Here is a 16173-nt window from a genome sequence, read left to right on the forward strand (position 1 = left end):
TAAGGAGTTTTCTTGCAAATTCTAAAAAATAATATATTCGCAGGAATAACAGCTGCAGTTGTTGCATTACCTCTAGCACTTGCATTTGGAGTTGCTAGTGGAGCAGGTGCAATAGCTGGATTATATGGTGCAATAATATTAGGTTTTTTTGCAGCACTCTTTGGTGGAACTCCCACACAAATCTCAGGTCCAACAGGTCCTATGACAGTTGTTATTGCAACTGCAATTGCAACTTTCCCAAACGATATATCAACAGTAATGACAGTTATATTTTTATCTGGTTTAATTCAAATATCTTTTGGATTAGTAGGAATTGGAAAATGGATTAAATATATTCCTTATCCTGTAATTTCAGGTTTTATGTCAGGTGTTGGTGTAATTATTATTATTTTACAAATAAACCCATTTTTAGGTGTTGAAGCCTCTAGTTCTGTTATTTATACAATAACTCAATTATTTGATACTATTAAACATGCAGATAATCATGCTTTAATTATTGCCTATATTACATTAGGAATAATGTTTTTAACTCCTAAATTTATTACTAAATATGTTCCTTCAGCTTTAATTGCTTTATTTATCGTAACCTATATTACTATTTATATGGAATATGATGTGGATACAATAGGAAATATTCCCGTTGGTTTACCTGAGTTTACTCTTCCTTTTTCTTTTGATATTTTACAATTAAGCAGTATTATTACATTGGCAATAACTCTTGCTTTATTAGGTTCAATTGATTCTTTATTAACTTCACTAGTTGCTGATTCTATGACAAAAACAAAACATAATCCTAAAAAAGAGTTAATAGGTCAAGGTATTGGTAACTCTATTTGTGCATTTTTTGGTGCAATTCCAGGTGCAGGTGCAACAATGCGTACAGTTATTAATATAAATAGTGGAGGTACATCTAAACTATCTGGGATGATTCACTCAATTACTCTTTTACTTATTATTCTGTTTTTAGCTCCTCTAGCTTCGCAAATACCACTTGCTGTGTTATCAGGTATTTTAATCAAAGTTGGTTTTGATATTTTAGATTACAAGTTTTTAAAAATTATGAATAAGGTTTCAAGACAAGATTTACTTATTATGACAACAGTATTTTTACTAACAGTTTTTGTAGATTTAATTATGGCAGTTGGTGTTGGTATTACAATTGCATCAATTTTAGCTGTTTATCAAATCTCAAGAAATACAAGAATGAAAACTAGAAGAACAAAAAGTTCATTTGATATTGATATTACTAATAATAATATTGAAATTATAAAAATTGATGGTTCTTTATTTTTTGGAACAGCGTCTGTTTTAGATAATAAATTAGATAAAATCACTGATAATAAAATTGTTATCTTAGATTGTAAAAATGTATCTTTTTTAGATATTTCAGCAATTTTTACCATAGAAGACATGATTACTAAATTAAGTGCGAAAAATATAAAAACATTGCTTGTTTTAAAACATGCACATAAAAGAAATATATTAGCAGTTGATAGTGATAATTCTTTTAAAAAACATAAAATGTTTTTTCATATGGATGATGCTATTAATTATACTCAACAATTGGAACTAAAATAAATGTCTAAAATATATTTATTAAATAATTTGAAATATGAAGGTATTGAAAACTTAGAAGTTTTCGGAATAGAAAATATTGAAAGTGATATTGACTTAAGTAAATATGATGCTTTAGTATTTACTTCTAAAAATGCTGTTTATTCTATAGACTCTTTTAATAAAGAATGGAAAAAAATACCTGCATATTCAATTGCAGAAAAAACTTCAAATGTAATAATTGAACACAATGGGAACTTAGTATTTACTGGTCTTTCCTCTCATGGAAATGAATTTGCAGAAGAATTGAGTCATGTACTTAAAAACAAAAAAGTATTGTATATAAAAGCTTTAAAAACTGTATCAAATATAGTTGGTATTTTAAAAGAAAACTCTATTGATTTGGATGAGTTAATAGCATATAAAACATCATGCTTGGAAACTAAAAAAATACTAGAAAATAACTCTATTTTTATTTTTACATCACCTTCAAGTGTGGAGTGTTTTTTTAAGAATTATAAATGGGATGACTCCTATAAAGCTATTGTTATAGGAAAAACTACAGCAGATTATTTACCTAAAAACATAAATTATATAGTAAGTAATAAAACTTCTATAGATGAATGTATAAAACTTGCTAAGCAACTATTAAATTAAAACTAAAATTAATCATCAATTAGATAAAATATTGCCATCTAAGTGGTTCGGGATTTCCATTGTTGAGGGTCCGATAATATATTTATGTACATATTTGTAACTAGTCGGTGTGCAGCGTTTCATTATGTTTTCGCTCCTGAAGTCTAGATCTTATGTACGGTTATTGGCTTTTTAGGGCCAAACTTGATGGTTAACGGCTACTTGGATTTAAAAATAAAATAATTATAATACAAGGAATAATCGTGAATATATTAATACTTGGTAGCGGTGGTAGAGAATACTCTATTGGATTAGCTATCTCTAAAGAAAATGAACATAACTTATTTTTTATGCCTGGAAATGGAGCAACTGATAATTTAGGGACAAATATTAATATTAAAGATTATAATGAACTAGCACTTTGGGCAAAAGAAAATTCAATTGATTTAACAATAGTAGGACCTGAAGCTCCTTTAGTAGATGGTGTTGTTGATATATTCAAAGAAAATGATTTAACAATTTTTGGACCAAGTAAAGCAGCAGCAGCTCTTGAAGGTTCTAAAGTTTATATGAAAAATATATTAAAAAAATATAACATACCAACAGCAGCGTTTATTGAAACTACAAATGAAAATGAAGCTCATGATTTTATTGATACTATGAATTTACCAATTGTTGTTAAAGCAGATGGTTTATGTGGTGGTAAAGGTGTAATCATTGCACAAAGTTTTGATGAAGCAAAAGAAGCAGCAAGTGATATGCTAGCAGGAACTTCTTTTGGTGATGCAGGAACTTCTATTGTAGTTGAAGAGTTTTTAGATGGTTACGAACTTTCAATTTTTGCTATTTGTGATGGTGAAAACTATAAAGTATTACCAGCAGCTCAAGATCATAAAAGAATAGGGGATGGTGATACAGGACCTAATACTGGAGGAATGGGTGCATATGCTCCAACTCCTTTAGTAAATGAGGATATTTATCAGAAAGTTGAAGATAGAGTTATAAAACCAACTTTAGAAGGTATGAAAAAAGAGGGTGCTCCTTTTGAAGGTGTACTTTTTATTGGTGTGATGGTAGTTAAAGGTGAACCAATTATATTAGAATATAATGTAAGATTTGGAGATCCTGAGTGTGAAATTTTAATGCCTTTATTGGAAACTCCTGTTTCTGAGTTATTTTATAAAGGTGCTACAAGACAACTTGATAAATTAGATATTAAAATTAAAAACGAATTTGGAGTTGGAGTTGTAATGGCAAGTGAAAACTACCCATACTCAAGCTCAACACCTGCTGAAATTATAGTAGATGAAATAGTAGATGAAGACTTAGCTTTAAATTCTCATATTTCATATGCTGGTGTTTCAAAAGAGAATGGAAAATTAATAGCTGATGGTGGTAGAGTATTGGTTTGTGTAGGTTTTGGAAAAAGTATAAAAGAAGCAAGAGATAGAGCTTATGATTTATGTGGACAAGTTCATTTTGCTGGAAAAAAATGTAGATCTGATATTGCATATCAAGCTTTAAAGTAGTTAAATGTCTAACAATACAAATGATTTACAATTAGCATCATTAAGGTCACGTGCAACTGCCTTTGTTATTGATGATTTACTTGTAACTGCAATTATTCTTATTATTTTTTGGGAAAACATTATGGCTGTTAGTCATGATGTTAATGCAATGATGTTTTTTATGAAAACTGATTTAGTAATGCCTTTAATATTTTTAAAGTTTGTTTATCAAGCTTTATTTACTTGGTATTATGGTGCAACTGTAGGAAAAATTGTAACTAAAATTAAAGTTATTGATGCAAACAATTGGGGTAGAGTATCTATCTTTTCAGCAATTTTAAGATCAATTGGAAGAATATTTTCTGAAATGTTCTTTTATGTTGGTTTCTTAATTGGATTTTTTAATGATGGAAGAAAAACATTTCATGATTTTACAGGTAAAACATTGGTTGTAAATGCTTAAGAGTTCAATAGCCTCACTATTATTAGTTAGTACTTTATCATTTAGTGAAGAACTTCAAACTGAAAAATTCCAACTTATTTCTGAAAATATAAAAACAGAAGGTAATGTCGTAACTGCTAGTGGTAGTGTTATTGTTTTCTCACCAACTTATTATCTAAGTGCATCTAAAATAATTTATGATAAAGAAAAAGAAACTTTTGAATTATTTGATAATGTTTTGATTTTAAAAGATAATACTATTCAAACGCAAAGTGATTATGCTTTAGTAAATTTAAAAAACGATGTATATGCTCAAAGCCCAGTTATGCTTTTTGATAAGAAAAGTAATCTTTGGGTTAATTCAAAAAAATCTACAAAAGATAACACAAATATTGAATTAGATAGTTCAATAATTTCATCTTGCGATTGTGTAGATCCAGCTTGGAGTATCAGAGTTTCATCTGCTTCTTATGATACAGAAGACAAATGGATGCATGCTTATAATCCAAGATTATATTTTAGAAATGTACCTGTTTTTTATAGTCCTTATTTAGGGTTTCCAACAGATACAACAAGAAGAACAGGATTATTACCTCCAACAATTGGGTATTCAAATACTGAAGGTTTATCTTATTCTCAGTCTATATTTATAGCACCCAAAGCAAATTATGATTTAGAAATTATTCCACAAATTAGAGATAAAAGAGGATTTGGAGCATATTCATATTTTAGATATGCTGATTCTGCTTACTCATTGCTTAAATTAAATGCAGGTTTCTTTAGAGAAAAAGAAAGCTATAGAGAAGAAAATGATTTAGATAATCAAAAACATTATGGATGGAGTGTTGACTATGAAAGAACAAAGCTTTTTTCTAGTGGAAATCATCAAGATGGTTTATATGCATCTATAAATTGGCTAAATGATATTGAATATGATACTTTAGAAGAAGATGATAATTCAACTTCAAGTGATGAGAAAGTTGAATCAAAAATTAACTATTTTTATAATACGCCTAAATATTATGGTGGGATATATGGACGATTTTATATAGATACTTCTGCCGAATCTAATGATGCAACATTACAAAAATTACCTGAATTACAATTTCATTCATATACAGATGAACTTTTTGGATTAAATAAAGTTTTATATTCTTTAGATACAAGATATAAGCATTTTACAAGTGTAGAAAACTTGGGTGCAAACTATTATGAAGTGTCATTACCTATAAATTACACTAGATATTTTTTAGATGATTATTTATATGTAAATATTGAAAATAAAACAGTTTTAAGTAAATATGAATATACAAATAATAGTTCAAATTTTAAAAATGGAACTTTAATTCAAAATGAAGTTTCTATTTCTGTTGGTACAGATTTAATTAAACCTTATGATAATTATCTTCATACTATGAATATTGAAGCAGAGTATTCTCATCCTGAAAGTGTAAGGGAAGATGGAGATTTATATGATATAACTAATAACGATGAGGAATTAGCTCCGTTTACTAATACTACAAGTAACAGAAGTATTAATATATCATTAAACCAATCTTTGTATAACAATGATAATTTAGAACAATTAGTGAATCATAAATTAAAACAATCAATTTTATATAATAGTATAGATGAACCAAAACTTCAAAATACTGAAAACTATATTAAATTGAATTATAAAGATGCAAGTATATCAAATAGAATAACATATAATGTTCAAGATAAGCAATTTATTGAAAATACAATTAGTGCAAGTTATAATATAAAAGATTTAACATTAAAAGCTGGATATTATAAATCAAAAGATACACCAAATTCTGGAAAAGAAGATTTAGAATCATATAATGTTGAAGCAAATTATAAGATTTCAAAAGATTATAAATTTGGGTATTATGAAAACTATAATATATTAGAAAAAGTAAGAAGTAAACAAGGTATTAATCTTAATATTAATGATAAATGTTGGAATTTTGATATAAAATATGAAAGAGAAAGAGTTGCTTCTTCAAGTGATATTGATGTAGATCAAAAAATTGTTTATTTAAACCTTACTTTAAAACCTCTTGGTGGAATAAAACAAGAATATACAGTTGGAGATGAATAATGACACCTGATCCTATATTTTTTAAAAATAGAGAAGTAGCTGCTTATAGATTACTAGATATTCTTCCAATTGATAATATGAAATTAGAAGATTGGACAGTATTATCAACTTCATGTAGTGGTTATCCTATTGCTAGTATTATTGCTAAGGAATTAAATGCCAAACTAGATATGATGTTTAGCAAAAAGATTTTTGCAGCTAGTAATAATGAATGTGAAATAGCAATTGTTACTGAAGCTGAAGAAGTTTTAATACATGAAGAACTTGTAAAATCTTTTGATATTAGTTTAGATTTGATTTATGGTCAATCACAATTTTTATATGAAAATGAGTTATCTTATGAAATCAATAATTTTAGAAATGGTGAAAAGTTAACAAATCTAAATGGAAAAAATATTCTATTAATAGACGAGGGATTAAACACAGGTTTAACAATGATGGCATGTATTAAAAGTGCAATTAAATTAGGCGCTAAATCAATATCAGTAGCAGTTCCTGTAATACCAACAGCTAGTATTACAACAATTGACTCAATTGCTGACGATTTGTATTATATAAAGAAATTAGATCATTTTATATCTATTGATTTTTATTATGATACATTAGATGAAGTAAAGTTTGAAGATATAGAAACAATAAAAAAGGATTAAAATAAATGTCAACAGTTTGTGAATTTGAATTAAATAAAAAGCAAGAGATTTTTGAGTTTAGCAAAGTTGCTAAACAAGCTAATGGATCAGTATTAGCTAAATTAGGTAATGCGGTTGTATTAGCAACAGTAGTTAGTGAGTTTGATAATCCAGTTAGTGAAGATTTTACTCCTTTAACAGTTCAATATGTTGAAAAAACATATGCAGCAGCAAAACTTCCTGGAGGATTCTTTAAAAGAGAATCAAAACCAAGTGAATTTGAAACATTAACTTCAAGAGTAATTGATAGAAGTTTAAGACCACTATTCCCAAAAGGATATGTTTATCCTACAACTATTACTGTTATAGTATTAAGTGCTGATAAAGAAGTTGATTTACAAGCTTTAGCTTTAAATGCTGCTAATGCTGCTTTATATACATCAAATTTACCAATTAAAAAATCTGTTTGTGGTGTAAGAGTTGCAAAGATTGATGGTGAGTATGTTGCAAATCCTAAAATGACTGAACTTGAAAATTCTACTTTAGATTTATATATAGCTGGTTCTAAAGATGAATTATTGATGATTGAAATGAAAGCTATATCATCTTCAGATATGATTGAAGTTGATATTGAAGCATTTACAAAAGTACATAATACAAATGAAATGAATGAAGAACAGTTAGTTGAAGCAATAGCTTTTGCTCAAGAAATTTTACTTGAAGCAAATACTACGTATGAAGCTGGATTTGAAACTGCTTGTAAAGAAATGAAAGAAGTTGAATTAGTAGAATTTACAATTTCAGAAGAAGTAATTTCTTATGTAAGAGATAATTTCTCTTCAGATATTACAGAAGCTATTAAAAAATTAGCAAAAAGTGAAAGAGCAACTGAACTTAAAGATGTAGCAAAAATGATTTCTACAAATTCATATTGTGAAGAAAATGAAATAGAATTTTCTGTAATTTATGAAGCTGTTTCTATTGTAAAAAGAGAAATAGTTAGAAATATGATTGTAAGTGATAAGGTAAGAGCCGATGGAAGAGGATTAAAAGATGTTAGACCAATTTCTATTGAAACAAATATTTTACCATCAGCTCACTCATCTTGTTTATTTACAAGAGGTGAAACACAAGCACTTGTAGTTGGAACTCTTGGTGGTCCAAAAGATGGACAAATGTTTGAAAAACTAACTGAAAAATCAACTTCAATTGAAAATTTCATGTTACATTATAACTTTCCTGGTTTCTCAGTAGGTGAAGCTAAACCAATGTTTGGTGTAGGAAGAAGAGAATTAGGTCATGGTAATTTAGGAAAAAAAGCTTTAGAAGCTACTATTGATAATGATTATGCTGATACAATAAGATTAGTTTCTGAAATTTTAGAATCAAATGGTTCTTCATCAATGGCAACTGTTTGTGGTGGTTCTTTAGCACTTAAAGCAGCAGGTGTTCCAATTTCTGATTTAGTTGCAGGTGTTGCTATGGGTATGGTTGTAGAAAAAGGTGAGTATTCTGTGTTAACTGATATTATGGGCTTAGAAGACCATGATGGTGATATGGACTTTAAAGTTGCAGGTACAAATAAAGGTATTACAGCTTTACAAATGGATATTAAACTTGGTGGAATTGAATTATCAGTTTTACAAGAAGCATTATTACAAGCAAAAGAAGGTCGTGATCATATCTTAGGATTAATGCATACAGCAGCAGAAGAAATTATTCCTAGTGAAGCTTTACCTTTAATTGAGCAATTTGCAATAGATCCAAGTAAGATAATGGTTGTTATTGGAAAAGCTGGTTCAACTATTAAAGAAATAATTGAAAAGTTCTCAGTAGGTATTGATTTAGATAGAGATAGTGGAACTGTTAAGGTTAGTGGAAATAATAAGCAAAATGTACTTGATGCTTGTGAACATATTAAAACTATTTCTAATAATGCAGTTTCAAGAAAACAACCTTCGAAGAATTTAGATTTTGAAAAGCTTTATACTGTTGATGATGTATTAATGGCTAAAGTAGAAAGAATTGTTGATTTTGGAGCGTTTATGGCCTTACCAAAAGGCGGAGAAGGTTTATTACATATTTCTAAAATTTCTAAAGAAAGAGTTAAAAATGTTTCTGATGTTTTAACTGTTGGAGATGAAGTAGAAATAAAAGTTTTAAAAGTAACTAAAGACAGAATTGAATTAGCTTCTAATTCAATTTAATAATTAACCCTAGTTTAATATTTCTTACGTTAGTATAGTTAAATAATTTTTTAACTATACAACTTAAGGGGTATTAATATGGCGAAACTTTTAATCGTAGATGATTCTACAATGCTAAGAGATATGTTAAACTATGCATTAAACGAGGGTGGTTACACTGATGTAACTGAAGCTGTTGATGGAGTAGATGGTTTAGCAAAAGCTAATGCTGCAAATTTTGATTTAATAATAACTGACGTAAATATGCCTAATATGGATGGATTAACACTTATTGGCGAACTTAGAAAAATACCACAATATTCAAAAAAACCTATTTTAGTACTAACAACTGAAAGAAGTGATGAAATGAAAACAAAAGGAAAAGCAGCAGGTGCTACTGGATGGATTGTTAAGCCTTTCGTTCCAGATCAACTGTTAAAAGCTGTAAATATAGTATTAAGTAGATAAATAAAGGATCTAATATGTCATTTGATATTTCAAAATATAGAGAAATGTTTTTAGAAGAAGCTGAAGAACTTTTTGAATCAGCTGATAATGTACTTTTAGAAGCTGAAAATAATGGTTCATTAACTGATGAAGAAATGGGTCAATTATTTAGAGATGTGCATACTTTAAAAGGAAGTGGAGCATCTGTTGAATTAAAACTTTTTGCTGAATTTACTCATGATGTAGAAAATTTAATGGATAAATTGAGAAATCATAAGATTGAATTTATTCCTGAAATGGCCGGAACTTTAATTGATGGTTTAGATGTAATGAAGGAAATTTTGGATTTAGAAGTAGCTGAAGATTTATCTAGAGAAACTTTTACTGAAATGACAGCTTCATTACTTGAAGAAATTCGTGCATATTCAAATGGAACAGTGGTAAAAAAGGTTGAAGAAGTTCCAGTTGTGCAAACTCCTATTGTTAATAAAGAACCTATTGTTGAAGAAGCTTTAGATAATGACAATTTTGGATTTTTTGACGATGACTTAAACGATCAAATTGGAAGTAAATCATATGGTATTTTTGCTGATGATATAGACGAAAATCAAAAGAACTTTGGATTTTTTGATGATGATTTACAAGAAGTAACAGCAAATTATAAAGATTTACCTGTAGATAATGAAGAAAAAGAACATTTTGGATTTTTTGATGATGTGCCTTCTTTAACACCTGATTCTGTAATGCAGACTAATAGTATTGAAGATACTGAAGTTGTAGAAGCTACTACTGAAACAACTGCAGTTACTACAAATGAAAATATTTCTTCATCTGAAGAAAAAGCTGTAATTGCTCCAAGAGCTAGTAGAGAAGTAAAAGAAAAAGCTACTAAAAAAGCTTCTACAAATAATAATATTAGAGTAAATCTAGATAAAATTGATTTATTAATGAATAATGTTGGTGATTTAGTTATTACAAATGCCATGCTTACACAATTCTCATCTACAATAGATGATTCTAAAACAAGAAATTCAGTACTTGAAAGATTAGAATTATTAGAAAGACATATTCGAGATATGCAAGATTCAATTATGAGTATTAGAATGGTACCTATGGAATCTATTTACTCTAAATTCCCAAAAGTTGTAAGAGATATTTCTAAAAAACTTGGTAAAAAAGTTGAATTCAAACACTTTGGTGATAATGTTGAAATTGATAAAGCAATGATTGAAGGATTAACAGATCCTTTAATGCATATTATTAGAAACTCTCTTGATCACGGACTAGAAACTCCAGAAGAAAGAGAAGCATCTGGAAAAATTGATGTAGGTTCTATTGTTATTTCAGCTGAACAAGCTAATGGTCAAATGATTATTACTATTGAAGATGATGGACGTGGAATTAATGTAGAGAAAGTTGCATTAAAAGCTTTAGATCAAGGTCAAATTGATGAAAATCAATATAATAATATGAATGACAATGAAAAAGCAATGCTTGTATTTGGAGCAGGAGTTTCAACAGCAGATCAAATTTCTGAAATTTCAGGACGTGGTGTTGGAATGGATGTTGTTAAAACAAATATTCAAAAATTAGGTGGAGATTTAAAACTTGATACTAAATTAGGTGAGGGTACTGTATTAACAATTATGTTACCTTTAACACTTGCTATTCTTGATGGTTTAGATATTGCAGTTAGTGATCAAAAATATATTTTACCATTATCTTCAATTGTTGAATCCTTACAACCAACATCAGATATGATTAAGAAAATTGGTGATGGTACTCAAGATCTTTTAATGTTAAGAGAAGAGTTTATCCCTGTTGTAAGAATACATCAATTATTTGGATTAAAAAGTAGTTTTGAAAACCTAGAAGATGGAATGTTAATTGTAGTTAAATCAGGAAATACAAAAGTTGCTTTATCTATAGATGAATTTCTAAATCAACATCAAGTTGTAGTAAAACCACTTGATAAAAACTTTAGATCAGTTGAAGGAATAGGGGCGGCTACTGTAAGAGGTGATGGTAGTATTGGTCTTATTTTAGATGTTGTTGGTATTATTAATGCTCAAATTAATATCGAAAGAGGTATAAATAAAGCAAGAAAAGCTTCATAAATGAGTTATACAACTGATGATGTTCATAATAAAGTTAAAAAACTTTTATATGGATTAACAGGTATTACACTAGCTGATAACAAAGATATTATGATCTCTAATAGAATTGATAAATTAAAAAGAGATTCTAAATACAAGGGTGATATTATGGAACTTCTTCATTCAATTGAAGAAGGTTCTTATGTTACTGAATTCATAAACTCTTTTACTACAAATAAAACTCATTTTTTTAGAGAAGATTTTCATTTTTTAGATTTAAAAAATAGAGTTTTACCTGAACTTGCTAAAACTGGAAATAAAATAAATATGTATTGTTCTGCATCTTCAACAGGTGAAGAACCATACTCTATGGCTATGACAGTTTTAGAAGTACAAGATGAGCTTGGGAAAAAAATAAATGCCTCTGTATTAGCGACTGACATTGATACAAATGTATTACAATATGCTGCTAATGGTGTTTATCGATATTCTAAATCTTCTAAAGAATTTCCTAAATGGATTAAACCATCAAAATATTTTAAAAGAAGAATTCAAAAGAATTTAGCAGGAGAAGAAATCCTTATAAAAGTCAAAGATGAGTTGAAAAAGATGCTTTCTTTTCAAGTTATGAATTTAAATGATAATAATTATCCATTTTCAAAAAATCAATTTGATATTGTATTTTGTAGAAATGTATTAATTTATTTCTCAGCAGAAGATCAAAATAAAATATTAAGAAAACTTTTTTCTCATTTAAAAATTGGTGGAACATTATATTTGGGGCATTCAGAAAATCCCCAGGATTTAGTGCATTATGTAAAAAGAGTAGGGCAAAATATTTTTATAAAAGAAAAGGAAATATTTTGATTGTAATTGGACATAAAGATGGAAGTATTGAAAAAGCATCAGCTGTAAGATTTACACAAAAAACAAAAGGTTTATCTACTCATACTGTTATAGGTGGTGAGTTTGCAGTTGGAAATGATATTGAACAAATTGCTTTTAAAACTTTATTAGGTTCATGTGTTGCAATTATGTTTTATGATAAAGTTACTAAAATAAAAGCTATGAATCATTTTTTGCTTCCTAATAGTAATAATAGTAATGATGATATGAAATATGGACTTTACTCAGTTGAAGCAATGCTTAATGAAATGTATAAATTAGGTTGTAATAAAAATAATATGTTTGCAAAGATATCTGGTGGAGCTGATATTATGCAATTATCTTTATCTTCTCAATCTATTGGACATAGAAACGTTGAGTTTGCAAAAGATTTTTGCAAAGCAGAAGGTTTTAAATTAATTAGTGAACACACACGTGGAGAGCATGGACGATTAATTTTACTTGCAAATGAGTTTGAAACATTTATTAAAGTTACACAAAAAAGTGAAACTGATAGTAAAATTTTACAAGAAGAAAAATTCTTACAAAAAGAGATTACAAAAGCTCCTGTTATCAAAGAATATGTTGGTGGTGTTGATTTATTTGGTATTGAAGATAAAGCACAAGAACCTGAAATGGAAATCGAGCTTTTCTGATTTTATAATAAAGAGGGTGTTTTTTAATGTATACTGTTTTAGTAATAGATGATTCTGCATCTATGAGAAGAATTATAAAAGATATGATTAATCAAATAGATGAGTTTGAAGTTGTATCAATGGCTGTTGATGCATTTGATGCAAGAGAAAAAATAAAGCAGTATGAACCTGATATTGTAACTATTGATATAAATATGCCAAAAATGAATGGTGTAACATTTTTAAGAAACCTTATGAGACTACACCCTATGCCTGCCGTTGTTATTTCAGGTGAGGGTGTTCGAGGTAATGATATTTTTGATGATGGAGCTGTTGGTTTTATATCAAAACCTGAAGGTGGAGAGTCTATGTCTTCATTTCAAAGTAGGATAAAAGAAACATTATTAAGTTTAACTTTTTTACTTAAAAGATATACTTTAAAAAAACCTAAACCATTAATTAAAAAAAAGAAAACAGCTAGTACAATTGAATATAAAATTCATCCAGATGAAGTAATACCTTCAAATCCAACAAGAGGTTCTGGGAATAAACTAATAGCTATTGGTTCATCAACAGGTGGAGTTGAGGCATTATTAAAAGTATTCCAAAAACTTCCATCTGGATTACCGCCTATTTTAATTACACAGCATATTCCTTATGGTTTTTCAAACTCTTTTGCACATAGATTAAATGATTATTCAGATGTAATCGTAGAGGAAGCAAAAGATGAAACAATTTTAGAAAATGGACATGCTTATTTAGCTCCTGGAAATATGCATCTAACTATTGTAAAAAGTGGTTTAGATTATAAAACAAAGTTATTAGATACAAAAAAAGTCAGTCAACATAAACCAAGTGTTGATGTATTGTATCGATCTGTTAATAATGTAATAGGTTCCAGTGCTATGGCTATTATAATGACAGGAATGGGTGATGATGGAATGATTGGTATGAAAGATATGTATCAAAATAATGTGTATACTATTGCTCAAAATGAAGAAAGTTGTGTTGTTTTTGGAATGCCAGCAAAAGCTATTAATGCAGGTGCAGTTAAAAATATTGTGCCTTTAGACGATATTGCTCAATATATAATTGATTACTCTAAAGGTAAAAAAAGATAATATTTCTATTTTAGAAAATATCTGTAGTTCGTTCTAATTGATCTTTATCAAAATGAGTATATATCCTTGAAGTATTAATATCTGCATGACCAAGTGATTCTTGAACTAATATCAAGTCTTTACTTTTTTGATAAAGCATCGTAGCAAAAGTATGTCTTAACATATGTGCACCATTCTTTTCTTTTCTTATACCAATGCTAAGTAATATTTTTTCAACAATACTGCTAATATATGCTTGAGTTAAAGCTTTACCTTTTTGATTACATAAAAGTAGGGCGTTGTTATGTGATTTAACTTCATTCCATTCATTTAAATCATTTGTTATAATATTTGCTTTTATCATAACAACTCTTGGTTTATTACCCTTTCCTCTTACTTGAATTATGAAAGCATCACCATCTTTATTAAAATCTTTTAACTCAATATTTATAGCTTCACTAACTCTAATACCTGTGTAAAGAATTATTTTGATAATAAGTCTATTTCTTGCAGCTATTTTTGCACTAAAAGGATATCTATCAATTGCTTGAATAAAAGCTCTAACTTCATCTTTTTTCATAAATGAGGGCAGTTTAGTTCCACTTTTACCACTTAACCCTCCCCAATTCTTAAGCTCAACACCATATCTATAAACAAAACCATTTACTTCTTCATTTTGCTTATCTATATATCCAAAAAAAGTTACTAATGATATTCTATAGTTTTTCTTTGTTGCATCTGAAAGTTTACTTGTTTGAGTAATTAAAAAGTCACGTAGAAGTTCCTCATCTATTTCTTTCATTGAATTAGGTCCATAATTAATCATAAACTTGTATAATTTTTCTAAAGGTATAAAATATACATGGATGCTATTAATTCCAATATTACGTACTTCTTTAATAGTTAGTTTTAAAGTGTCAATTGAATCAAAACCAATTGTAAGCTCTTGCAGTATTTGCGCTAATCTATCTTTATCTTTAACTTGTCTATTTGAAAGAGATGTGATCTTATTTCTAATAAACCTTGATAACCAGAATAAATATGTCTGACTAAATGTATCTTCACAATCTAATGGATATTTCAATTTTGACCTTTTTTGAGTTTAAAATATATTTTACTTTTGGAAACTATAATTTCCAAATTATATTATATCCTCTCTTTAAGTAGTATAAAATAATATTTATTAATATTTTTTTACCAAAAAGAAGCAGTTTCATAAGTTGAATTTTGATTATTGTCTAACTCTAAATAGATATTATCATTATAGTCTATGTATAAGTTATAATCCCCTATACATAAACTATTTTCTATATTACTTTTGTTTAAATATGCATCTTCAGAATATTCACTTAAATCTGATAAATAGTACTCTACCATTGAAGGTGCCATATTATCAATAGCAAGCTCTATTGAGCCAAAATCATTGACACCAAAAGTATTATACAAAGATGTTTTATCTAATAATGTAATCATTATCGTCTTTTCTAGTTGTTAAACCCATTTAATAAAGATGCCATTCTGTTTAAATCAATTTTATTTTCTTCAGGTTTTTTATCATCATCATCATCATCATTTACGGTGTTATTGTTGAAGATATTACCATTTGTTGTTTCTTTATCTTCTTCAGATGTTTTTATTTCATCTTCTGTATTCGTAGATGAAGTATCATCTTTATTTTCAGTAGTTACTCTTTTATTTAATAAACCTTCAATTTTTCCTAACATTGATGAAATATTTGAGTTATCTTCTTCTGTATTTGTTTTGAAGTCATTTACATTTAATTCTAAATCTTCTTTTACAGTTTCTAATTCAAGAACTTCATCTTCTAATTCAGTAATTCTATTTTCTAACTCAGTGTTTTTACCTTCAAGTTCTTCGTAGGCTTTTATTAAAGTATTTAAAGCATTATTTAGTTTTGAAATTGTTTCTGCATTTGTCATTTGTCTTACAT

At 28.0% G+C, this 16173-nt stretch carries 15 protein-coding genes; 12 read left to right on the plus strand and 3 right to left on the minus strand.

What is annotated here, in order from left to right; genetic code table 11:
* The first annotated feature begins 12 nt into the window (after positions 1-12).
* From KO488_RS08575 to cheB, 12 genes are all read left to right on the plus strand, one after another.
* Positions 13-1578 (plus strand): SulP family inorganic anion transporter, encoded by a 1566-nt coding sequence (locus KO488_RS08575; RefSeq protein WP_216058389.1) that lies wholly within the window; start codon positions 13-15, stop codon positions 1576-1578.
* On the plus strand, positions 1579-2211 hold the full coding sequence (locus KO488_RS08580; protein WP_216058390.1) for a uroporphyrinogen-III synthase: 633 nt from the start codon (positions 1579-1581) through the stop codon (positions 2209-2211).
* Positions 2212-2453: 242 nt separating this feature from the next.
* Entirely contained in the window at positions 2454-3719 is a 1266-nt protein-coding gene (gene purD, locus KO488_RS08585) for a phosphoribosylamine--glycine ligase (protein ID WP_216058391.1), read from the plus strand.
* A 4-nt stretch (positions 3720-3723) separates the two neighbouring features.
* Positions 3724-4161 carry an RDD family protein gene (locus KO488_RS08590; protein ID WP_216058392.1) on the plus strand — a complete coding sequence of 146 codons (438 nt, stop codon included), beginning with the start codon at positions 3724-3726 and terminating at the stop codon, positions 4159-4161.
* The gene (locus KO488_RS08595) at positions 4154-6244 is read left to right on the plus strand and encodes an LPS-assembly protein LptD (RefSeq protein ID WP_216058393.1); all 2091 of its coding nucleotides are present in this window, start codon (positions 4154-4156) and stop codon (positions 6242-6244) included. Before KO488_RS08590 ends, KO488_RS08595 begins: the two co-directional genes overlap by 8 nt.
* Positions 6244-6894, plus strand: coding sequence for a phosphoribosyltransferase family protein (locus KO488_RS08600; protein WP_216058394.1), 651 nt, complete (start codon positions 6244-6246; stop codon positions 6892-6894). Before KO488_RS08595 ends, KO488_RS08600 begins: the two co-directional genes overlap by 1 nt.
* Before the next feature lie 5 nt (positions 6895-6899).
* Complete coding sequence (locus KO488_RS08605; RefSeq protein ID WP_216058395.1) at positions 6900-9080, plus strand: polyribonucleotide nucleotidyltransferase; 2181 nt, start codon at positions 6900-6902, stop codon at positions 9078-9080.
* 78 nt (positions 9081-9158) lie between these two features.
* Entirely contained in the window at positions 9159-9527 is a 369-nt protein-coding gene (locus KO488_RS08610; RefSeq protein WP_216058396.1) for a response regulator, read from the plus strand.
* 14 nt (positions 9528-9541) lie between these two features.
* A complete protein-coding gene (locus KO488_RS08615; RefSeq protein ID WP_216058397.1) occupies positions 9542-11623 on the plus strand; it encodes a chemotaxis protein CheA in 2082 nt (693 codons plus the stop codon).
* A complete protein-coding gene (locus KO488_RS08620; RefSeq protein WP_216058398.1) occupies positions 11624-12469 on the plus strand; it encodes a CheR family methyltransferase in 846 nt (281 codons plus the stop codon).
* The gene (locus KO488_RS08625) at positions 12466-13143 is read left to right on the plus strand and encodes a chemotaxis protein CheD (protein ID WP_216058399.1); all 678 of its coding nucleotides are present in this window, start codon (positions 12466-12468) and stop codon (positions 13141-13143) included. Before KO488_RS08620 ends, KO488_RS08625 begins: the two co-directional genes overlap by 4 nt.
* A gap of 26 nt (positions 13144-13169) precedes the next feature.
* Positions 13170-14243 carry a chemotaxis-specific protein-glutamate methyltransferase CheB gene (gene cheB, locus KO488_RS08630; protein WP_216058400.1) on the plus strand — a complete coding sequence of 358 codons (1074 nt, stop codon included), beginning with the start codon at positions 13170-13172 and terminating at the stop codon, positions 14241-14243.
* A gap of 10 nt (positions 14244-14253) precedes the next feature.
* Here cheB and KO488_RS08635 read toward each other — a convergent pair whose 3' ends face one another.
* The 3 genes from KO488_RS08635 to KO488_RS08645 form a co-directional block, all read right to left on the minus strand.
* Positions 14254-15306 (minus strand): tyrosine-type recombinase/integrase, encoded by a 1053-nt coding sequence (locus tag KO488_RS08635; protein ID WP_216058401.1) that lies wholly within the window; start codon positions 15304-15306, stop codon positions 14254-14256.
* A gap of 110 nt (positions 15307-15416) precedes the next feature.
* Positions 15417-15695: a hypothetical protein gene (locus KO488_RS08640; protein WP_216058402.1), complete on the minus strand. Its 279-nt coding sequence runs from the start codon at positions 15693-15695 to the stop codon at positions 15417-15419.
* 11 nt (positions 15696-15706) lie between these two features.
* Positions 15707-16162 (minus strand): hypothetical protein, encoded by a 456-nt coding sequence (locus KO488_RS08645; protein WP_216058403.1) that lies wholly within the window; start codon positions 16160-16162, stop codon positions 15707-15709.
* Between the last annotated feature and the right edge of the window lie 11 nt (positions 16163-16173).

This window comes from Poseidonibacter lekithochrous, assembly GCF_018861145.1.
GTDB lineage: Bacteria > Campylobacterota > Campylobacteria > Campylobacterales > Arcobacteraceae > Poseidonibacter > Poseidonibacter lekithochrous_A.

What these genes read in the sequence shown, in the direction of transcription:
- KO488_RS08580 (WP_216058390.1), top strand. Translation starts at nt 1,579, where the DNA reads ATGTCTAAAATATATTTATTAAATAATTTGAAATATGAAGGTATTGAA.
- KO488_RS08590 (WP_216058392.1), top strand. Translation starts at nt 3,724, where the DNA reads ATGTCTAACAATACAAATGATTTACAATTAGCATCATTAAGGTCACGT.
- KO488_RS08595 (WP_216058393.1), top strand. Translation starts at nt 4,154, where the DNA reads ATGCTTAAGAGTTCAATAGCCTCACTATTATTAGTTAGTACTTTATCA.
- KO488_RS08600 (WP_216058394.1), top strand. Translation starts at nt 6,244, where the DNA reads ATGACACCTGATCCTATATTTTTTAAAAATAGAGAAGTAGCTGCTTAT.
- KO488_RS08605 (WP_216058395.1), top strand. Translation starts at nt 6,900, where the DNA reads ATGTCAACAGTTTGTGAATTTGAATTAAATAAAAAGCAAGAGATTTTT.
- KO488_RS08610 (WP_216058396.1), top strand. Translation starts at nt 9,159, where the DNA reads ATGGCGAAACTTTTAATCGTAGATGATTCTACAATGCTAAGAGATATG.
- KO488_RS08615 (WP_216058397.1), top strand. Translation starts at nt 9,542, where the DNA reads ATGTCATTTGATATTTCAAAATATAGAGAAATGTTTTTAGAAGAAGCT.
- KO488_RS08620 (WP_216058398.1), top strand. Translation starts at nt 11,624, where the DNA reads ATGAGTTATACAACTGATGATGTTCATAATAAAGTTAAAAAACTTTTA.
- cheB (WP_216058400.1), top strand. Translation starts at nt 13,170, where the DNA reads ATGTATACTGTTTTAGTAATAGATGATTCTGCATCTATGAGAAGAATT.
- KO488_RS08640 (WP_216058402.1), bottom strand. Translation starts at nt 15,695, where the DNA reads ATGATTACATTATTAGATAAAACATCTTTGTATAATACTTTTGGTGTC.
- KO488_RS08645 (WP_216058403.1), bottom strand. Translation starts at nt 16,162, where the DNA reads ATGACAAATGCAGAAACAATTTCAAAACTAAATAATGCTTTAAATACT.